Annotated in this window: 19 protein-coding genes and 1 pseudogene; 4 read left to right on the forward strand and 16 right to left on the reverse strand. The window is 54.6% G+C overall.

Annotated elements, in window-relative coordinates; translation table 11 throughout:
- Positions 1-143: 143 nt before the first annotated feature.
- Both CFE47_RS03940 and CFE47_RS03945 read left to right on the forward strand, forming a co-directional pair.
- Positions 144-1,058, forward strand: coding sequence for a LysR family transcriptional regulator (locus CFE47_RS03940; RefSeq protein WP_233081312.1), 915 nt, complete (start codon positions 144-146; stop codon positions 1,056-1,058).
- Between the two features lie 371 nt (positions 1,059-1,429).
- On the forward strand, positions 1,430-2,065 hold the full coding sequence (locus CFE47_RS03945; RefSeq protein WP_286835582.1) for a LysE family translocator: 636 nt from the start codon (positions 1,430-1,432) through the stop codon (positions 2,063-2,065).
- Between the two features lie 27 nt (positions 2,066-2,092).
- Here the strand turns inward: CFE47_RS03945 and CFE47_RS03950 are convergent, their stop codons facing one another.
- The 13 genes and pseudogenes from CFE47_RS03950 to thrC all read right to left on the reverse strand — a co-directional run bounded on the left by CFE47_RS03950 (position 2,093) and on the right by thrC (position 13,948).
- Entirely contained in the window at positions 2,093-2,857 is a 765-nt protein-coding gene (locus CFE47_RS03950; protein WP_286835696.1) for a methyl-accepting chemotaxis protein, read from the reverse strand.
- 93 nt (positions 2,858-2,950) lie between these two features.
- Positions 2,951-3,985: pseudogene (locus tag CFE47_RS03955) on the reverse strand (HAMP domain-containing protein); the annotation flags it as partial.
- 32 nt (positions 3,986-4,017) lie between these two features.
- Positions 4,018-4,521 (reverse strand): Lrp/AsnC family transcriptional regulator, encoded by a 504-nt coding sequence (locus CFE47_RS03960; RefSeq protein ID WP_286835583.1) that lies wholly within the window; start codon positions 4,519-4,521, stop codon positions 4,018-4,020.
- Between the two features lie 12 nt (positions 4,522-4,533).
- On the reverse strand, positions 4,534-5,295 hold the full coding sequence (locus CFE47_RS03965; protein ID WP_041021173.1) for an ABC transporter ATP-binding protein: 762 nt from the start codon (positions 5,293-5,295) through the stop codon (positions 4,534-4,536).
- 52 nt (positions 5,296-5,347) lie between these two features.
- Complete coding sequence (locus CFE47_RS03970; protein WP_041021172.1) at positions 5,348-6,058, reverse strand: ABC transporter permease; 711 nt, start codon at positions 6,056-6,058, stop codon at positions 5,348-5,350.
- A complete protein-coding gene (locus tag CFE47_RS03975; RefSeq protein ID WP_286835584.1) occupies positions 6,055-6,783 on the reverse strand; it encodes an ABC transporter permease in 729 nt (242 codons plus the stop codon). The genes CFE47_RS03970 and CFE47_RS03975 overlap by 4 nt, the downstream gene beginning before the upstream one ends.
- Positions 6,784-6,834: 51 nt before the next feature.
- Positions 6,835-7,617 (reverse strand): transporter substrate-binding domain-containing protein, encoded by a 783-nt coding sequence (locus CFE47_RS03980; RefSeq protein ID WP_060752886.1) that lies wholly within the window; start codon positions 7,615-7,617, stop codon positions 6,835-6,837.
- 173 nt (positions 7,618-7,790) lie between these two features.
- Positions 7,791-8,108 (reverse strand): DMT family transporter, encoded by a 318-nt coding sequence (locus CFE47_RS03985; RefSeq protein ID WP_041021439.1) that lies wholly within the window; start codon positions 8,106-8,108, stop codon positions 7,791-7,793.
- Between the two features lie 142 nt (positions 8,109-8,250).
- Complete coding sequence (locus CFE47_RS03990) at positions 8,251-9,453, reverse strand: trans-sulfuration enzyme family protein (RefSeq protein WP_139645610.1); 1,203 nt, start codon at positions 9,451-9,453, stop codon at positions 8,251-8,253.
- Positions 9,454-9,504: 51 nt separating this feature from the next.
- A complete protein-coding gene (locus CFE47_RS03995; protein ID WP_286835585.1) occupies positions 9,505-10,923 on the reverse strand; it encodes an aldehyde dehydrogenase family protein in 1,419 nt (472 codons plus the stop codon).
- Between the two features lie 2 nt (positions 10,924-10,925).
- On the reverse strand, positions 10,926-11,975 hold the full coding sequence (locus CFE47_RS04000) for a homoserine dehydrogenase (RefSeq protein WP_286835586.1): 1,050 nt from the start codon (positions 11,973-11,975) through the stop codon (positions 10,926-10,928).
- 117 nt (positions 11,976-12,092) lie between these two features.
- Entirely contained in the window at positions 12,093-12,530 is a 438-nt protein-coding gene (locus CFE47_RS04005; RefSeq protein ID WP_027606629.1) for an Lrp/AsnC family transcriptional regulator, read from the reverse strand.
- 14 nt (positions 12,531-12,544) lie between these two features.
- Positions 12,545-13,948: a threonine synthase gene (gene thrC, locus CFE47_RS04010; RefSeq protein WP_286835587.1), complete on the reverse strand. Its 1,404-nt coding sequence runs from the start codon at positions 13,946-13,948 to the stop codon at positions 12,545-12,547.
- A gap of 238 nt (positions 13,949-14,186) precedes the next feature.
- Here thrC and CFE47_RS04015 point away from each other — a divergent pair, with 238 nt between their 5' ends.
- Entirely contained in the window at positions 14,187-14,669 is a 483-nt protein-coding gene (locus CFE47_RS04015; protein ID WP_286835588.1) for a DinB family protein, read from the forward strand.
- Positions 14,670-14,724: 55 nt separating this feature from the next.
- Here CFE47_RS04015 and CFE47_RS04020 read toward each other — a convergent pair whose 3' ends face one another.
- Positions 14,725-15,618 (reverse strand): dihydrodipicolinate synthase family protein, encoded by an 894-nt coding sequence (locus tag CFE47_RS04020; protein WP_286835589.1) that lies wholly within the window; start codon positions 15,616-15,618, stop codon positions 14,725-14,727.
- A gap of 29 nt (positions 15,619-15,647) precedes the next feature.
- A complete protein-coding gene (locus CFE47_RS04025; protein WP_286835590.1) occupies positions 15,648-16,343 on the reverse strand; it encodes a B3/B4 domain-containing protein in 696 nt (231 codons plus the stop codon).
- 160 nt (positions 16,344-16,503) lie between these two features.
- Between CFE47_RS04025 and CFE47_RS04030 the strand changes: the two genes are divergently transcribed.
- Complete coding sequence (locus CFE47_RS04030; RefSeq protein ID WP_286835591.1) at positions 16,504-17,106, forward strand: XRE family transcriptional regulator; 603 nt, start codon at positions 16,504-16,506, stop codon at positions 17,104-17,106.
- A 298-nt stretch (positions 17,107-17,404) separates the two neighbouring features.
- Here CFE47_RS04030 and CFE47_RS04035 read toward each other — a convergent pair whose 3' ends face one another.
- Positions 17,405-19,066 carry a N,N-dimethylformamidase beta subunit family domain-containing protein gene (locus tag CFE47_RS04035; protein ID WP_286835592.1) on the reverse strand — a complete coding sequence of 554 codons (1,662 nt, stop codon included), beginning with the start codon at positions 19,064-19,066 and terminating at the stop codon, positions 17,405-17,407.
- Position 19,067 lies beyond the last annotated feature (1 nt).

Here is a 19,067-nt window from a genome sequence, read left to right on the forward strand (position 1 = left end):
GCTAACGTAGGAAAATTCAATTAGCCGGTGCAGAGTACCAGCCTTTCCCCGTAAGATTCATGCCGGTCATGCTTCTAAATGGAATCTGAAGGGTTCTGATATGGCCGCTCTCGTCAAGCAAGCTGACTCTTCCAGGACACAAGATGAACCGTAACGACCTGCGTCGTGTCGACCTTAACCTCTTGATCGTATTCGAAACCTTGATGCACGAGCGCAGCGTAACCCGCGCCGCCGAGAAACTCTTCCTCGGCCAGCCGGCCATCAGCGCGGCATTGTCACGCCTGCGCAGCCTGTTCGACGACCCGCTGTTCGTGCGCACCGGACGCAGCATGGAACCTTCGGCGCGCGCCGTGGAAATCTTCGCCCTGCTCTCTCCGGCCCTGGACTCGATTTCCACCGCCGTCAGCCGCGCCGCCGAGTTCGACCCGGCCACCAGCACCGCAGTGTTCCGTATCGGTCTGTCCGACGACGTCGAATTCGCCCTGTTGCCCCAACTGCTCAAACGCCTGCGCGCCGAAGCCCCGGGCATCGTACTGGTGGTACGCCGCGTCAACTACATTCTGATGCCCGGCCTGCTGGCCTCTGGCGAGATCTCCATCGGCGTCAGCTACACCGCCGACCTGCCGGCCAACGCCAAGCGCAAAGTCCTGCGCCGCAGCCTGCCCAAACTGCTGCGCGCCGACAGCGTGCCCGGCTCCCTGAGCCTGGACGACTTCTGCGCCCGCCCCCATGCACTGGTGTCGTTTGCCGGTGATTTGAGCGGCTTTATTGACGAAGAACTGGACAAGCTCGATCGCAAACGCCACGTAGTACTCGCCGTACCGCAGTTCAACGGGCTGGGCACTTTGCTGGCGGGCACGGATATTGTCGCCATCGTGCCGGACTACGCCGCCGAGGCACTGACCGCAGCAGGCGGTTTGCGTGCGGAAGAGCCGCCGTTGCCAGTGCGCTCGTTTGAGTTGCACATGGCGTGGCGTGGGTCGCAGGACAATGATCCTGGGGAGCGGTGGTTGCGGTCGCGAATTCAGATGTTTTTCGGGGACCCTGAGAGTCTCTAGGGGCCGGATGGCGGGCTGTTTATCCGATCACTTCTGCCTGTTCAAGGGCCATGGAGATCCATCCACCTCCAGCGCATTGCTACATTGGGGGCATATCTGAGGGCATGCTTTGGATGGTTAGAAAAGGATGGCCCCAGTCTAAGGTCTAGCAGCCCAAATCTCGAAAAATCACACGCTGATGACGGGATTGGCAGGGGCAAACTCGGCGTAGGACTACAGGAAGTTGGCGATGGAAAACATCCCATTGAGCGCGATCCAGTCCCACGAGATGAGAATCAAATAAGCCAGAAAATTCAGCTAAAGAACCCAATGACGAATAGCTTATGAACACTTAAGCTGCGAGCTATTACAAGCAGCTCGAGGGTCGACTGATGTCATTTGATTTCCACCACCTTCTACTCGTTTTTACCGCCTACATTGTTGGAGCGGCAAGCCCGGGGCCCAGCAATATGCGGATCATGGGCGTTGCCATGCACCAAGGCAGAAAACCTGCGCTGATGCTTGCAGCCGGAGTGATCAGTGGTTCTTTTTTTTGGGGATCGATGGCCGCCACAGGCGTCTCGGCCATTCTGCTTCAGTTCGCAGAGGCACTCTTCGTGCTCAAGATCGTCGGCGGAGCATACTTGCTTTTCCTAGCCCTGAAAGCGGGACGTTCTGCCCTGACACCTGACGAGAAAATTGAGAAAGCGCTGGGCGCAGCACCGCCTATCTCGGGTTTTGGCCTCTACCAGCGGGGCTTGCTTATGCACCTGACCAACCCAAAGGCATTACTGGGTTGGATCGCCACGATGACGCTCGGCCTGGGACCACAAGCGACACCTGAAACAGTTATGATCATCCTGGCTGGCTGTGCCGTGTTGAGCATTTCTATTTTCTGCGGTTATGCGATCGTTTTCTCCACGGCACCGATGATTCGGGGTTATCGCAGGGCGCGCCGATGGATTGAAGGCACCCTTGCGTTGGTCTTTGGCGCAGCAGGTTTTAAGCTGCTGTTCTCGCGCGCGTGATTCTATGCCTGCTCTTGTAGGGATGGCCTAAGTTCGAAAGCCATCCACCAGCTGCTTGAGTCGTGTGGCTTGTCGTTCAAGATCGTCACAAGCAAGCAGTGTGGCCTGCAGGTTTTCCACCCCTTCCTGGTTGAGGTTTTTGATCTCGGTGATGTCGATGTTCAGTGAACCGATGACCGAAGTTTGCTCTTCAGTTGCTGTCGCCACCGACTGGTTGATTCCGTCAATCTCGCCGATGCGCTGACTGACGCTGCCCAGCCGCTCACCGGCCTGGTTGGCGATAATCACGCCGTCCTTACTGTAGCGCTCGCTTTCGTTCATGGTGAGTACCGCCTCACGTGCGCCCATCTGAAGCTCTGCAATCATTGTATGGATCTCTTGGGCTGACGTCTGCGTGCGGTAAGCCAGGCTGCGAACTTCGTCAGCTACAACAGCAAACCCACGCCCGGCTTCACCCGCCCGCGCGGCCTCGATCGCGGCATTGAGTGCCAGCAGGTTGGTCTGTTCGGAAATGCCCTTGATGACTTCAAGAATTCGACCGATATTTTCGGTCTTACCATTCAGCGACTCTATGTTGCTGCATGACATGCGGATTTTCCCAGAGAGCGCGCCCATGGCATTTATCGTTTGGGTCACCACCTCGCGGCCATCTTCAGCCTGGCACCGGGCATCCGAAGCCTGAAGGGAAGCGTCACCCGCGTTACGCGCGATTTCCTGGGCCGCCGCGCCGAGTTCGTTAATCGCGGCCGCAATACTGTTGGTGCGATTGGCCTGGTCGTCCGAGTTCGACATTGACGCACTAGAGGTCTGCGTTACACGCCTGGCCACTTCATTGACATGCTCGGTAGCAGAAGACACTTCACGTATTGAGTGCTGAATACGTTCCACGAAAAGGTTGAAGTCTGCGGCCAGTTCTCCGAACTCATCTTTCGAATGCGCACTCAAGCGGCGGGTAAGGTCGCCCTCTCCCTGGGCGATATCCCGCATGGTTGTACCTATCAACCTCAGGGGCCGCATCAGTACGCGAATAAGCAAGCCCAGCAAAAGCAGCGTGGTCGCAACGGCAATAACCATCGACAAAATGGCGGAAGTGCGAAAATCATCAAGTGCCGCATAAGCTTTGCTTTTGTCGAGGGACAAACCGATATACCAGTTCACCGAAGGCAGTCCCTTGATCGGCGAGAACATCAAAATTTGAGGTTTTCCGTCCTGCTCCGTCTCGCTGATATGGGAGCTAAGTGATGGCGTGTTCAGGGGGTAAATATCGCTCAATTGCTTCATCACCCGTTCTTTTTCTGGATGAACCAACACCCTGCCATCTGCGTTGACCAGAAAGGCATAGCCAATTCCACCTAGGTCGAGCGAGCTGACAATGGTCGCCAGCGTCTCCAGTGTAAGATCCCCGCCTACCACTGCAAGCGGCTGGCCGTCCTGACTGACCGGCGTTGCAATGGTAATCATCAGTTGCCCTGTCGTCACATCGAGGTAAGGCTCAGTCAGCGTTGTCCCTCCTGCAGCCATTGCGTCGGTATACCAAGGCCGGGTGCGAGGATCGTAATCAGCAGGTAGATCGTCCTTTGGCCGGATGACAAAACTACCGTTACGACTGCCTAGATAAGTGAAGGTAAACGTCGATAGCAACGACCTCTGCTCCAGCAGCCGCGTGATGTTTTGCGACGCGGGATCATTGGCAACCGTCTGGGCAACATGATCTATTAGAAGTACCCGCCCAGAGAGCCAGGACTGAACGCTTGCAGCCGTGATCTTGCTCAGTTCCTCTAGGTGGTTTTCAAGGTTCGAGCGAATGGTTTTGCGCTGGATCGAGTCGTTGTAAAGCGTAAAAAGCGAAAACGCTGCGACAACAACGAATGATGCCGCAAGCAATACCTTATGACTGAACTTCAGGTTCGCAATCATCATGGTTTATCTCTAGGCGTGAAGTGTTGTAATTGTTATTCAATACCAAGGTGCGTCGATGAAGGCTTGATGACGGCCAGCTGTGGATAGGCCACCAGTTTCTCGAGGTGCAGTTCAGTGCTCTCCAGCCATGATTCAGTGATTGATCGGAAATGTTCCATATCCCGGCAGCGTATTCGGAGGCAGTAATCAAGCGCACCACTCACCAGGTGACACTCAATGACTTGCGGGCAAGCACTGACAAGCGCCTCAAATACCTTTTGCGTGCTGCATCCCCTGCCCTCAGCCAGTGTCACTAGAACCACCAGTGATAAACCGGGTAATAGCTTGCGCTCGTCAATAAATGCCCCGTAACCGCGGATGACGCCCAGCCTCTCCAGCTTGCGAACGCGTTGCTGACAAGGGCTCTCGCTCAAGTGCACCAGTGAGGCGAGTTTTTTATAGGTGATGCGCCCATTGCGGCGCAGTACGTCGACGATGGCCGCGTCGATGCGTCCCAAACCCTCATGGGCCGCGTGGTTCTTTGTTCCGCTGGTCATAGCCAAAGCATTTCACTTAAGCCCGTTGGACAGAAACTGCTGCAGGCGCTCGCTTCTGGGGTTATCCAGAATTTCAGGTCCGCCCTGCTCTTCAACCAGTCCTTGATGAAGGAACAGCAGTTGGTTCGACACTTTGCGTGCAAACCCCATTTCATGGGTCACCATGATCATGGTGCGCCCCTCTTCAGCAAGCCCCTGGATGACTTTGAGCACCTCGCCCACCACCTCAGGGTCAAGCGCCGAGGTGGGTTCGTCGAACAGCATGACTTCGGGCTCCATGGCGAGGGCGCGGGCGATCGCTACCCGCTGCTGTTGACCACCGGAAAGAAATGCAGGGAACTGATCGGCAACACGGGCAGGCAAGCCGACTTTATCCAAGTATCGCCGCGCACGGTCTTCTGCGTCTTTTTTGCTGACGCCTAGCACCCGGCGCGGGGCAATGGTGATGTTTTCCAACACGGTCATGTGTCCCCACAGGTTGAAATGCTGGAAGACCATGGCCAAGCGGGTACGCAGTCGTTGCAGCTCGCGGTCATCCGCCACACGTAATCCAGCATGATTTTTAACCATGCAAATTGGTTTGCCATCCAAACTCATGGCACCGTCGTTGGGTGTTTCGAGAAAATTGATACAGCGCAGGAACGTACTCTTTCCCGAACCGCTCGCGCCGATCAGGCTAATGACATCGCCCGTTTTGGCCTGCAGGGAAACACCCTTGAGTACTTCATGGGTACCGTAACTCTTGTGTAGTCCGTCAACCGTCAATTTGTACATGTTCGCAATCATCCTCTAAGCGGGTTGGGAGCGGCCCTGTCAGATACAGGGCTCAGTGAGTCGGCCCTAAAAAGGCCAGCCAATGACGTTCGGCAATTCGGAACACTCCGACCAACGCAAAGGTGACCGTCAGGTAAATCAGTGCCGCAATCCCAAACGATTGAAAGGTTAAAAAGGTCGCTGAGTTCGCGTCACGGGCAACTTTGAGAATGTCCGGCACCGTGGCGGTGAATGCCACCGTGGTTGAGTGCAGCATCAAGATCACTTCGTTGCTGTAATACGGCAGCGAGCGACGCAAGGCTGACGGCATGATCACAAACGCATAGAGTTTCCATCCCGAGAGGCCATACGCTTTTGCCGCCTCGACTTCGCCATGAGCGATGTTGCGAATGGCCCCGGCAAATATCTCGGTGGTGTAAGCGCACGTGTTCAGAGCGAAGGCAAGAATGGTGCAGTTCATTGCATCGCGAAAGAATGCGTCCAACACAGGCTGAGCGCGTATTGCGGCGAGGCTGTAGATTCCGGTGTAGCAGATCAGCAGTTGGATGTAGAGCGGTGTCCCCCTGAACAGGTAGGTATAAAACTGCACTGGCCAGCGCACGTAAAACCTGGGGGACACGCGTGCGATGGACAATGGAATAGATACGATAAAGCCGATGAAAAGCGATGCGCTGAGCAACCATAGTGTCATGGCCAGACCAGTGATTTGCTGGCCATCGCTGTAGACGAATGACCTCCAGTACTCCTGCAGTAGTTCGATCATCGCACTGCCTCCCGTAAACCCGCGGCGTAGTGTTTTTCCAGACAGCGCAGGACGAAGTTGGAGATGCTGGTGATGATCAGGTAGGTCAGTGCAGCCAGTACCAGGAAAAAGAACAATTGATAGGTACTTTTTCCTGCGTCCTGGGCAGCCTTTACCAAATCAGCCAGGCCGATGATCGACACCAATGCGGTGGCTTTAAGAATTACCATCCAGTTATTACCCAGCCCCGGGAGGGCAAACCGCATCATTTGCGGGAATACCACAAAGCGAAAACGCTGGGCGCGACTTAACCCATAGGCAGTAGCGGCTTCGACCTGTCCACGGGGTACGGCCAGCATGGCGCCACGGAAAGTTTCGGTGAAATAGGCGCCGTAGATAAAACCAAGGGTGATGATTCCTGCGACGAAGGGATTGATTTCGATGTACTGCCAGCCCAATGCCACTGTGATGACCGTCAGCCAGGTTTGCAGACTGTAGAAAATCAACAGCATCAGCACCAGATCCGGCACCCCACGAATCAGTGTGGTGTAGAGCTGCGCGGGCATACGCAGCAGCTTGAGACTGGACAGTTTAGCGCTGGCGCCCATCAACCCGAGCAATACGCTAAGCAAAAGAGAGCACAGGGACAGCTTGACGGTCATCCAAGCGCCTTCGAGCAGCAGCGGGCCGAAGCCTTGCAAGCTGAATGCAGAGAGCCCCAATGCGCCTAATAATGTTTCAAACATGATCAACAACCTATAGCGAAAACGCCCATCCAGCGGACGAGCGCCGGGTGGTTATTTGCCGCTGTAAAGATTCAGATCGCCAAAATGCTGCTTCTGGATCGAATCATAGGTGCCATCGTCGTGAAGAGCCTGGATCGCTTTGTCCAGCAAGGCCTTGAGCTCTGTATTGCCCTTGGCGATGCCGATGGCTGTTTTGGAGGGAAGATAAGGGCTCTCGACCGACGGGCTCATTTCGTAGTCAGCGCCCTGGGGGGAGTTGATAAAACCCAGTTGGGCTTGAAGCGCATCCTGAAGGGATGCATCCAGCCGACCCGCTACCAGGTCGTAATACACCTGATCCTGGTTCTGATAGGACTGGATTTTTACCCCGGCTTTGTCCAGCACGGCCTTGGCGTAAGCTTCCTGGATACTGCCTTGAAAATAGCCAACCGTTTTGCCTTTGAGTGATGCCACATCCGTGCTCAGGTCCGACCCCTTCTTGAACACATAGGACGTGAATCCGGAGAAAAGCTCGCTTGAAAAATCAATGGCTTTTTCACGAGTGGCCGTCACGGTCATGGATGACAGGATACCGTCGAACTTGCCGGCCCTGAGGCCTGGAATCAGGCCATCAAAATCGCTTTCCACCCAGATGCATTTGACTGAAAGCTTGGCGCAAATCGCGTTGCCCAAGTCAATATCAAATCCCTTGAGGCTGCCATCGGCGGCCTTGGACTCAAACGGCGCGTAATTGGCATCTACGCCGAAACGCAAGGTGGAGTATTCTTTGGCAGACACTGCACTTGTGCACAACGCCAAGCCCATTACTAAACATAGCTTCTTTAGCGAAATCATAATTACATCCCTAGATATTGTAGTTGGATTAAGGGCAGTAAACATCCGACAGCATTAACCATGACGCTCGTTATTATTTAACGAGACCTGCGTCTCGACTTGAACGTTACCTGAGTACGGCGACTTTACGAATATGGCAAATTGAACGTTATCACGAGCAAAATGCTCGCCTTTCAAGCAGACACCAATTTCATCATTAACAATCCACTGACAATCAATACGGCGGCCACGATACGCAACAGCGTGGCGGGTTCACCCATGAAGAAAATACCCGCAGCAAAAGCCCCCACAGCGCCGATCCCCGTCCAGATGGTGTACGCCGTACCCAGCGGCAAGCTCTTCATCGAGAAGGATAAAAGCGCGAAACTGGCAACCACGGTGACAAATGTAATGACCGTGGGCACCAATCGCGTAAACCCTTCAGATTGTTTCATCGAAAAAGCCCACACAACTTCAAATATCCCCGCAACTATCAAACTCACCCAAGCCATGAGCAACTCCCAATCAATAAAAAACACCAAGACTGTTTGCGCCAGGCGCAATTAATACGTCAACGTTATTAAAAAGACCCCCGCGAGGACGGGGGTAAAGACGGGTTGACCAAACCCTGGTTACATAGCGCCCGTATTCAAATCACTTGAATGTTGCGTCCAGCGCGAACGCAATATCCTTGATCAAGTCTTCTGGGTCTTCCAGCCCTACAGAAAACCGCAAATGACCGTACTGGCGGAACTCTTCGGGGTACTTGTCAAAGCCACCTCGACCCTCTGCACCTACGTGCACGATCAGTGATTCGTCATGCCCTAATGAAACGGCCGACGTGATGATGCGCAGGTTCGAGACAAAGCGATTCTGGGTATCAGGATCACCCTCTACGGCAAACGCCATCACAGCACCATAGCCCTTGCCCGCAAATTGCCGGCGCGCCAACTCATGCTGCGGGTGGGAGGGCAAACCGGGGTAGTAGACGTAGGCAATCCGATCATCGCTATCCAGAAACTGAGCCAACTTTTCGGCCGAGTTCAATAATTGCTTCAAGCGCAAAGGCAACGTGACCGAGCCGCGCATGATCATCCACGCGTTGAACGGCGAAATGGTCGCGCCGAGGTCAACCAAGGCATCATTCTTGATCTTGTTGATCAACTGGTTGGAGCCGATCACTACCCCGCCCATCGCATCACCATGGCCATTGATGTACTTGGTCAATGAGTGAATGACGAAGTCGACACCGTGTTGACTTGCACGAAAAAATGGAGGCGGCGTGAATGTGGCATCCACAGAGATCAGCGCGCCATGGGCGTGCGCAATCTCAGCCAATGCGGCAATGTCAGCAACTTTCGTGGTGGGGTTGGCGATCGTTTCAGTGTGGATCAGCTTGGTATTGGGGCGAATGGCGTTACGTACCGATTCCAGGTCACCTACGTCTACGAAGGTTGCCTCAATGCCGTAACGTTCAGGCAGTAGTTCGGCGAAAAGCCGCCAGACTGCCTGGTAGGTGATGTCACTGACGATGACGTGATCACCACTTTTCAAGAATGAAAAAAATACCGAGTGCAAAGCAGCAACACCGGTCGCGAATACTACCGCGTCTTCACAACCCTCAAGGGCTGCGAGTTTTTTCTCAAGGCAAACCTGGTTGTGGCCTTGATTGCGTGTGTACACGAGCCCGTCCGGGCTCGACCAGTCCATGGTCGCCGGATCTTCCGGCAAGAGATAGGAGTTCGCCATGACCAATGGTGTACGGACGGCGCCACTGGTGACATCTGCGACATTGCCGCCATGAACAGCAAGTGTCGCTGCAGATAATGTCGAAAGGTTGTGCTTATCGGGGCGCATGTCGTTTCCTCTTTATTGTTGTGTGTTTCATTCTGGAGTTGAGCGAGTTGCTTAGCTTCCACTCACACCGTTAATGCAAACGACCTTGGGTTGCGTCATGTCTTCGTAAGCGAAACGTACGCCCTCACGACCCATGCTCCCGTACTTGAAGCCGCCGAAAGGCATTGCATCAAAACGGTAGTCGGAAGAGTCGTTGATCATCACCCCGCCCGCCTCCAGGCGTTTAGCGGCGGTCATTGCAACCTTCAGATTGCTGGTGAAGATCCCAGCATGCAGGCTGTATTCAGGTTCGTTAGCCAGTGCCAATGCTTCATCCAGGGAGGCGACGCTCTGAAGTATGACTACCGGACTGAACACCTCTTCGCACCACAACTTGCATTGGCGGTCGACGCCTTCCAGCACGGTAGGTGAATAGAGTGAGCCGTTACATGTGTTGCCAAACAACAACGTGGCGCCTTTGGCAATGGCGTCATTGACCACTTCCTCGGTACGCTTGGCTGACGCCTCGGTAATCATCGGCCCTACGTCCGTCTGCTCATCTGCAGGGTTACCGACGATCAACTTAGAGGTCTGTTCAACAAAGCGCGTTTTGAAGGCTTCATAGAGTGAGGCCTCGATGAGGATCCGTTGGGTACCGATGCAGTTTTGTCCGGCCGCCCAGAAAGCCCCCGACACGCATGAATCAACGGTTTCATCCAAATCACAATCAGCCATCACGATGACCGGCGCATTACCGCCAAGGTCCATCGCTAGCTTCTTGAGGCCAGCTGTACGAGCGATCTGCTCACCCGTGACAAAGCCGCCGGTGAAAGACACCATGCGCACCGCACGGTGGGCCACAAGCGCCTTGCCCAGGGCGGCGCCGCCTGTTGCGACGGTGACAACAACCGGAGGCAGACCCGCGTCGATCAAGCACTCCACCAGCTTGATCGCTGATAGCGGTGTGAGCTCAGACGGCTTGAGAACAACTGCATTTCCTCCTGCAATGGCAGGCCCCAATTTATGCGCGACCAGGTTAAGCGGGTCGTTGTAAGGGGTGATGGCGACGATGACGCCCAACGGTTCACGAGTGAACCAGCCCTGGCGGGACTCAGACCCGACATAGGCGTCAAAAGGAATGACTTCACCGGCATTGCGCTTGGCTTCTTCGGCAGACAACTTCAAGGTATTGACGCATCGCAACACCTCCTTTCGCGCCTGCTTCAGCGTTTTTCCTGACTCCGCGACGATCAGTTTGGCAAAGGAGTCCTTGTCACGCTCGACTGAGCTTGCGGCCTTTTCCAAGATACGCGCACGCTCATGGCGTGGCAGATCCTTGGCAATCAAGGCACCTAAAATGGCGGTGTCAACTATCGTGGTAGCGGATGATGCGGGTATGTCTGCCACTTCACCCACTTTGCTGCCGTCAAACGGGCTGAGCACCGTAATGGCCTTATAATCAGCAGCGAGCAAGAGACTCAAGCTATTCATGATTACTTACCTGACGTGGTTTTGTGGTTGTGGATGCTTACGATGTCGGCGAGCAAGGCAAATGCGGTTTCAAAACGACCTGCCCCCGCACCCACTACAGTGACGGGACCGAGAATGGCCGTGTTGAAGGTAATTGCGTTGGTGGCTCCGCTCACGGCTGAGAGCGCGTCGCTCGCCGGCAAGAGCTTCGGACTCACCGATGCTGAAATCGAACCATCGCTGCGTTTCTCTGCGCTGCCAATCAGCTTCCAGCGGGCATTCGCTTTCGACGCCTCGGCAATATCCTTGGCCGTGATTTCAGAAATCCCTTTGCACAGGACGTCGCTTGGTTTGAGTTTTGCGCCTAGCAGTTCATTGGCGAGGATGACAACCTTCAAGCGCACATCGTGCCCTTCTACATCCGCTGTTGGGTCAGCTTCGGCATACCCCAATTCCTGCGCTTTTGCGACAGCACTGGAGAAGTCCAACCCCGTCTCCATGCTGGAGAGGACAAAGTTTGAAGTACCGTTGAGGATCCCCTTGAAGCCGGTGATTTCCGAGCCTGCCAGTGACTCCTTGGCCAAACGGATAACCGGGGTCCCGCTCATGACAGAACCTTCAAATTCAAAGCGGGCGCCGGTGCTATCGGCCAGCGTCTTCAAGCTTTGTGCATGCAGCGCCACGGGCCCTTTGTTGGTGGTCACGACACTGACGCCCTCTTCCAGAGCCCAGCGGCAGAAGGTCGTAGCCGGTTCACCATCCACAGGATTGGTGAACGTTGCCTCAGCGACAATATCGGCGCCAGAGAAGCGGATAACGGTTTCGTTTGCCGGCTCAGCAGTCCCGCCGGCCAGGGTCCTGAAACTGCCTTTAGCAGCAGGCACTGCTGCCAATTCACGAGCGTCCAGGCCGTCTTTGTTAATGATCGAACCGAGGTAAAGGTCACTGACACCGACAATCTTCAAGGTAAAACCTAATTCATCGGCCCAACGCGAATTCTTATCGGCAATAAGCTGGGTCAGCGCGCGGTTAACGCCACCAAATCCAAGCAACGCAATTTTGTATTCAGTCACGACAGGGTTCTCATTGTTATGTTGTGGTGCTGAGATAGTAAGCCGCCGACTTAACTTTACGAATATGGCAAACAGAACGTTGTTGCGAGCAAAATGCTCGTACAACAGCGCAACTTGCTATTTTGTGCTCGACAGAACAAAAGACGTTACGGTATTCAGGACTCCCGGCAGCGTCGAGATCTCACTCCATACCCTGTGGATACGATCTGCATTCATCGCCTGAACCGTCAGTACAATATCGAGGTCGCCACTCATCACATTGCAGGAAATAACTTCAGGCATTGCACCAACGGAGCGAACAACTTCTGAATCTCGCATACGATCCTTACGATAAACGAAGATTAACGCATTAATGGGTCCTGCATCAGCTGAAGGCATACCTTTAATAATTGTGTAGCCTCGGACATACCCATCGCGCTCCAATCGCTCAATCCGCAGCCTGACTGCGTTCCTGGACAAATTGACTTTTAGGGCAATATCGTTGTGGGCCAACCGTGCATTGCGAGTTAGCTCCTCCAAAATCTTTTCATCAACTTTATCTAAAACACGTTTCATCTCTGGCTCCGGACTTATAACGAGTGAGACTCCGTGTCCTTTGATAATGCCCTGACCAATGAGATCAGCGACCTGACGTCGTTGGGAATTGAAGTACAGTCTTGTTCAGCAACTACAGGAACACCCATTGTATTTAGGTGGCCAACCATCTCTGACTTTTGGGTTGCAGTGCCAACTTTCGACGGATGTGTGGTTGCCAGGCAAATCATGGGGATCATCAAGCTGCGTCTGCTTGCACGTGCAGCGCGCAAGCCGATAGCGGTATTGGGACTGACCAGATATCCACTCTCTGCAAAGACCTCATGAATACAACTGAATGCGTCTGCATCGTCCACAGCCAGTGAGTCAAACAGTTTGCGTGCCTCCAACCATTCATCCTGCGCTAACTGAATAGTTCCCTCGCCTTCTAGCAACTGCATATTACGAGCTACTTTTTCTCCGCATCGATTTAAAATGCTCCACTGTAGGCGCTCAAAATTAGAGGCTAATGAAACATTCATAGTGGGAATTTTGGTAGTACGAATTTCATTTCGACTGTACAGATTTGATTGGAGAAAGTTATGCAGTCCGGCGTTAGCATTCGTGGCAACGATAAGCTGTCGAATCGGCAGTCCCATTTGCTTGGCAATATAACCAGCGTACAGGGCGCCAAAATTTCCAGTCGGGACACTGAAAGCAATCTCTCTTTTAGGCGCACCGAGCTGAAGAGCAGAATAGAAATAGAAGGCGAGGTGCGCAAGTACGCGAACCCAATGCACTGAGTTGAACGAAATAAGATGCTGCCGTGCATTATTACTTTGTTTCAGGAACTGCTCACACAAACGATGACAATCAGAATAGTCTCCGTCGACCGCAACATTCACAACATTATCTTCGTGCGTACTCAGTAAGCGTAGGCGATCCTCCGCCGTTAACCCCATGGAAGGATGCAATACCAACAACGTAACGCCCTTCATTCCCGAAAATGCTTTTATTGCTGCGGCGCCAGTATCTCCACCTGTACAACCTATAATCAGCGCCTTCTTACCAGACCTGAGTAAATCATGATCGATAAAGCGAGACATCAACTGAAGGCCAACGTCTTGGTAGACGCCTGACGGCCCATGAAACAATTCGAGTATCCACTCGTTACTTGCGGTCTGGTACAGCGGTGTCACTGCATTGCTTTTAAAACAATCAAAAATCTCCTCAAGCATCCGAGACAACAGATCCTGCTCGATCCATCCCCCCAGAAAGGGCTCGATTACGTAGCGAGCCAATTCATGGAAGGGCAACCATTCGAGCTTTGAGAGCTCCTCCTTTTTGAAGCGGGGAACCTTGTGCGGCACGTACAAACCACCGTCAGGCGCGTACGCCCCCATCAGCACCTCGCTGAATTCGTACGTTCTACCCGGGGTCCGTGTGCTGACGTATTTCATGATCCAAGACACCCTCAAGCCATTTCCGAGCCGGCCGCCTGCAAGCTGGGGCTTCTGCGGAATTCAATGCGGTAGCGTTAATCGCCTTTGATCCAGCTTCATACCAATGACCATAAAAGTCAATATATCGACTATTATATCTCGCTAACGGTATTCCGTTCCCGTTACACGAACCCCCCTTTTGTCCAAGCCCATGGGATGTGCGAGGGCCGACAATGCTTAGAAATGGGAGAACACCATGTGTGCCAAGAATCTGCTGCACTCGCTTTATCAGTACAAGGCATGGTCTGAGGATGTGTTATTCAGGTGCTTGAAAGCGCCCATTTCGCAGTCGTTTCCTGTGGAAATGGAGAAGGCCTGTTATTGGCTCAGGCACATCAATATTGTGGACCAACTATTCATCGCCAGGCTGCAGGGAAAACCGGAGGAATTTGACGACGTCGTCACTGAGCAGCGGCAAGACATTCGTCAGTTGGAAGAGGCTTTCACAACGGCAAATCAATGGTTTGTCGATTACACGAAATCAGTCACTGCAAAGGAGCTGTCTGAACCGGTGGAATTTATTTTCAAGGATGGCAAACCCGGCAACATGACCAAAGAACAAATCCTTGCTCATGTGCTTTCTCATGGCCTGCAGCATCGAGGAAGTGTTAGCACGATCCTACCCAGGGAAATCCTGGAGGGACACCAAGATCATTTCACGACGTTTTTGAAACTGTAGGCAGTTGGATTTCTGCCTCCTCAACCATGATGAGGCAGAGTGTTCACCGCAGTGCTCAGCTCAGTTCGAGCGCGTCTATCACCGCTGCAATTTGCTTGCGTCCTTCCCCTTCGATGGTTCTAAGCGGCAAAGGCACGCTCGGAGAGTGAGTAATGCCGCGTAGCTCCGCTGCAGTGGCTATCACGCGAAAGCTACCGCCAAATTGGCTGAACAATGCCCAAAGCGGCTTCAAGGATTCGGAGAGACGCATAGCCTCAAAGGCGTCACCTGACAATGCTGCTCGTGTGATGGCGAGCGCCGTATTGGGGAACAAACCGCCCATGACCGAATACCAGGCATCGCAGCCGGCATTCATTCCAACAGCGGCAAACGCATCGCCGCTTATTCCAATAGTCACGTGACTCGGAATCAATTTCTGCAGGCGCTCCACACGCTCCCTGGCCAGATGCGGCGCCTCGGGGACGCCAGGGATTTTGATTGAGCTGACATTGGGTAGCTCTGCAATACGCCCGTGTAACTCATCGGTAAATTCGAAATGAGTGGTACCAGGATTGTCATAGACACATAGCGGGATTGAGACGTTGGCCGAAACCATTTCGTACATCGAGAACACATCGTCCTGAGTCAGTTTTTGATATGACACGGGTGGCAGCAGCAAGGCTTTGACCCCCACGGCTTGCGCATCCTCAGCCAGCAGCAAAACGTCGCGTGTACGCAGCGCGCCGATGCTCACCATCACAGGCACGTCCTCCGCGGCCTCTACTGCCAACTGAGCAACTCGAGAACGTTCGGCTCGAGAAAGATACGCATAGCTTCCGGTGGATCCTAGAGCCCCGATGGAATCTACTTTAGCTGCCACCAATTGCTGCACAAGACAAGTAAAAGCATTTTCGTCCACACCCTGCTCATCCATAGGGGTCAGAGGAAATGCACTAAGACCGGTAAACATCGTCATCACTCCTTGCAGTGGTCTATGGACTATTTGGCCCCAGGACCAATCAGTGAGCTTTCGATCTGGACGCCTGGCATCATTTGCTGCAACCCTTCGATGAGTTTGTCCCCCGCTTCCGTCAGGGCTTCAAGCGGCATCGCCGGCAGACTCTCCAGAATGAACCACATGCTCCTCGCGTCAGCACCGAGACGGGTCCTGACACCTTGCCGCCAATTCCAGCGACGGCAGGTCACGCCTTTGTCATCGCGCCAGACAACCTCGCCGGCATCCGGATACTCGAAGGCAGCAGCCCCCTCTTTCATCGTGTCAAAAGCCTCAGTGCCATCAGCGACTACGAGCCGTGGGGAGCCCACATAGGCTTCAATGTTTTCCCCGCCAACCGGGATGGCGTACTCAATGCTGATTGCGTTGTAGAGATCGACGATGGGATCCAGGCTAGGCAAGCTGCCGTCACGTAAAACTCGTTTACGCAGCGCTTCAGCTGAACAAGGTGTGCGCTGCGGCTTGGCCCCAAACTTTCGAAAGGTCTCAGCCCATGCAGCCAGATGGCCTTCTCCCCAGCTTGGCCCACCTTCCTGCACAGACTTGCAAGCACGGTCCAGCGCAGCCTGGGCCACCTCAGGATGAGCCAGTGGTGCAGCTTCCACCACGATACTCAGGGCCCTGAACTCCGGCGCCAGCTCGGCAACGGCTTGATCGATTAACGGCAGTACGGACAGCATCAAAAACCTCCAGGAACCTAAATGTCATTTCATGCTAGTCAGCGACGACCAATAAAGTCAATATAATGACTATTATCATCTACTATAACGGCTGATCCGATTGACGGAGCTACTTATAAAGGCCGAGAATCCCAGCACATTTTTCTCATGACCTTCATCAATGACCACCAATACCAGCCTGTCGAGTACCCCTGGCGCTGATGCTCATGCCGTCAGCCTGGCCGTTGCGCGCACACTTAAACAGGCACGCAAAACACAGAAGATCACGCTGGATGAACTTTCCCGCCGTGCTGGCGTGAGCAAAGGAATGGTTGTCGAAATAGAGAAATGTACGGCGAACCCCAGTATCGGCATCCTTTGCAAAATCGCCGCCGCGCTGGGCCTGTCCGTTGCAGACATCGTCAATGTGAGCGAAGCCCCGTCCGCCCATATCATCGACAGCCAAGACATCCCCACGCTCTGGACCGGGGACCTGGGAGGAACGGCGCGCCTTCTGGCTGGAACGTCCGGACCAAATATGATCGAACTGTGGCGTTGGGAAATGCACCCAGGCGAATCCTTCTCTTCACAGGGGCATCCTCAGGGCACGCTTGAGCTGTTTCATGTGGAAAAAGGCGCGCTGAAATGTGTGGTAGGGGAAACAGAGTTGGTCATTCCTGCGGGGAGTTCGGCAGTGGCCAAAACCGATGTTCCCCATTCCTATTCCAACGCTGGCAGATCCAAGTTGGTATTCACTATGTCCGTGACCGAGATGCATCAGTAGATAGCAGCAGGCTGGCCGTCAGTAAGCATCTGCAAAGTGGACGAACCTGCCAATTTCAAAGGGGTTGTTACCACTGAACCCGATCAATTACTGCGGTGGATCACCACCAGGGCGCGCATTCACAATTGCTCGAGCAGCGCATGTGACTGGGGGCAAAATTGGGGGCACATTTAGCATTTTACAGCCTAAGAACACTGTTCTAGAGCCCAGTCAAAATGTTTTTTGGCGACCCCGATAGCCTGTAAACACGATCGCACCCGACTCCAAACCCTTTAAAACAACCTCCTTTTTAAGGAGGTCAGCGAACCTGCCTACTGCGCAAGAAACGCTCAAGTACATTTTTTGTGATCATCACGGTGTAAATGTCTGCCTGCATGAGCCCATGTACCCACTCGCAGGTGGCGGCGGTAAAGACCTCGCCTCGTCCTTTGTGGAAGTGCACTACCATGCCGGCCCCACGGCTGTGAGACGCGATGCTGGCGTCGCTGAGTTCGGGTGCCAGGATGGACGCGCGAAACCGGGCGTCGCCGTCGCCGAGCATGAATGAATAGTCGTCCTCGGACCGGCCGTGCTCGGCGTTGGTCGCCCAGCCCATTGCGAGAATGTGCACTCCGTTGGGCGCTCCGTCGGTGCCGAGCGGTTCTGGAAGGCCGTCGATGAACGTGTATTCGAGGCCATCCACTTCATAGCCAAAGATGTTGGCTTCGTCGCCGAACATGTCCGCGTAGCCAAGGCCCGTCCCCCTAAACGCCCAGTGCTCAGGCCTGAAGACTGTGTATCCGCGCGGGTGGCGCGGTGCCATTCCCCCAAAGCTGCCGTATATCCCGCGCAGCGCATTCACCCCGAACGTCGATGCCCCGGGGTGATTTACCCTCGGATCTTCCCAGGCCCCTGTTAGCCGATGCGGCTCGGTAGCCGCTACAGGATCGAGCGCGCCGGCATCGTACTTGTAGGCCACCTGCCGCCGACCCTCATCCTCCAGGCGAATCTGCCACATAAAATTGCCGGCAAATCGCGCGACCTTACCGCCCTCCTCGACAAAGGCGTCGACATGGTCGCGCATTTCCCGAGTCCAGTACTCGTCGTGTCCGGCGAAGACGGCGCAGGCGTAACCCTCCAACGCGTGCGGGTCGTGATGCAAATCGTCCTGGGTGAGGATATGCACCGTATAACCTTGCTGTTCGGCCCAGACCACAAAGGGTCTCTCGAAAGAGGCCCACCCCGCCAGCGCGTAGTACTTGGCGTAACCGTTAAGGCCAGCCCATTCGATGAACTCATAGCGCGCCGGCCCGGGCTTGCGGGGCCGGCGCGCATTGACGCAACGTGGCGCATCGTCCGGCAGCCACACCTGCCCTCGCGCCCAGGGACGCTGTGCCGACAGCAACGGTGAGCGTCCACGTGGCGTGCCGGGGTGGAGGCCAAAGTAATGATTGGCACCGCCCCAGTCGTTATAAGCGGCCCACGTTGATGTGGCCGCGACGAGTACCAAGGCATCGGCACGCTTGCGTAGCGCCTTGACGATAAACAGATGATGCCCGAGGACGCTGCCAGCGCTGTCGCGTACTTCCACTATGTAGCCACCCTGCTCGGCATCAGCGGGGATTGGCCATTGCAGGAAGACTGGCCAGTGGCAGCCATGCTCATAGGCACGTTCAGGCAGGGGGTGGAATCGAGCATCCAGGCTGCCGGTGGTATGCAGCGTGCGCGCAATGGCGCCATCGCGATAGATCCTGAGGCTCACCTGCGGGCAGTTCGACGACAGATAAAGGCAAACCGAATCACCCGGGCTATAGGCGCGGCGATCCGAATAGCACCAGGCCGCCGCCGGGCCTGATTCTGAAGGGACTTCCACCCAGGTCTCGCGTGCGGCCTGGCGTGGCCCTGAAGTCTGGCTGACGGTCACGTTGGCGCCGGGCCGTTCACCTCGTGCAGCGGGGTTTTTGAGGTCTGTGGAATTCATT

The organism is Pseudomonas sp. PGPPP1 (genome assembly GCF_002255865.1).
Taxonomy (GTDB): domain Bacteria; phylum Pseudomonadota; class Gammaproteobacteria; order Pseudomonadales; family Pseudomonadaceae; genus Aquipseudomonas; species Aquipseudomonas cremoris.

Excerpts from the sequence above, each read along its gene's own strand:
- CFE47_RS03940 (WP_233081312.1), top strand. The coding sequence starts at position 144 with ATGAACCGTAACGACCTGCGTCGTGTCGACCTTAACCTCTTGATCGTA.
- CFE47_RS04015 (WP_286835588.1), top strand. The coding sequence starts at position 14,187 with ATGTGTGCCAAGAATCTGCTGCACTCGCTTTATCAGTACAAGGCATGG.
- CFE47_RS04030 (WP_286835591.1), top strand. The coding sequence starts at position 16,504 with ATGACCACCAATACCAGCCTGTCGAGTACCCCTGGCGCTGATGCTCAT.
- CFE47_RS03980 (WP_060752886.1), bottom strand. The coding sequence starts at position 7,617 with ATGATTTCGCTAAAGAAGCTATGTTTAGTAATGGGCTTGGCGTTGTGC.
- CFE47_RS04020 (WP_286835589.1), bottom strand. The coding sequence starts at position 15,618 with ATGTTTACCGGTCTTAGTGCATTTCCTCTGACCCCTATGGATGAGCAG.
- CFE47_RS03970 (WP_041021172.1), bottom strand. The coding sequence starts at position 6,058 with ATGATCGAACTACTGCAGGAGTACTGGAGGTCATTCGTCTACAGCGAT.
- thrC (WP_286835587.1), bottom strand. The coding sequence starts at position 13,948 with ATGAAATACGTCAGCACACGGACCCCGGGTAGAACGTACGAATTCAGC.
- CFE47_RS04035 (WP_286835592.1), bottom strand. The coding sequence starts at position 19,066 with ATGAATTCCACAGACCTCAAAAACCCCGCTGCACGAGGTGAACGGCCC.
- CFE47_RS03960 (WP_286835583.1), bottom strand. The coding sequence starts at position 4,521 with ATGACCAGCGGAACAAAGAACCACGCGGCCCATGAGGGTTTGGGACGC.
- CFE47_RS03990 (WP_139645610.1), bottom strand. The coding sequence starts at position 9,453 with ATGCGCCCCGATAAGCACAACCTTTCGACATTATCTGCAGCGACACTT.
- CFE47_RS03945 (WP_286835582.1), top strand. The coding sequence starts at position 1,430 with ATGTCATTTGATTTCCACCACCTTCTACTCGTTTTTACCGCCTACATT.
- CFE47_RS03975 (WP_286835584.1), bottom strand. The coding sequence starts at position 6,783 with ATGTTTGAAACATTATTAGGCGCATTGGGGCTCTCTGCATTCAGCTTG.
- CFE47_RS03985 (WP_041021439.1), bottom strand. The coding sequence starts at position 8,108 with ATGGCTTGGGTGAGTTTGATAGTTGCGGGGATATTTGAAGTTGTGTGG.
- CFE47_RS03950 (WP_286835696.1), bottom strand. The coding sequence starts at position 2,857 with ATGTCGAACTCGGACGACCAGGCCAATCGCACCAACAGTATTGCGGCC.
- CFE47_RS04025 (WP_286835590.1), bottom strand. The coding sequence starts at position 16,343 with ATGCTGTCCGTACTGCCGTTAATCGATCAAGCCGTTGCCGAGCTGGCG.
- CFE47_RS03965 (WP_041021173.1), bottom strand. The coding sequence starts at position 5,295 with ATGTACAAATTGACGGTTGACGGACTACACAAGAGTTACGGTACCCAT.
- CFE47_RS03995 (WP_286835585.1), bottom strand. The coding sequence starts at position 10,923 with ATGAATAGCTTGAGTCTCTTGCTCGCTGCTGATTATAAGGCCATTACG.
- CFE47_RS04005 (WP_027606629.1), bottom strand. The coding sequence starts at position 12,530 with ATGAAACGTGTTTTAGATAAAGTTGATGAAAAGATTTTGGAGGAGCTA.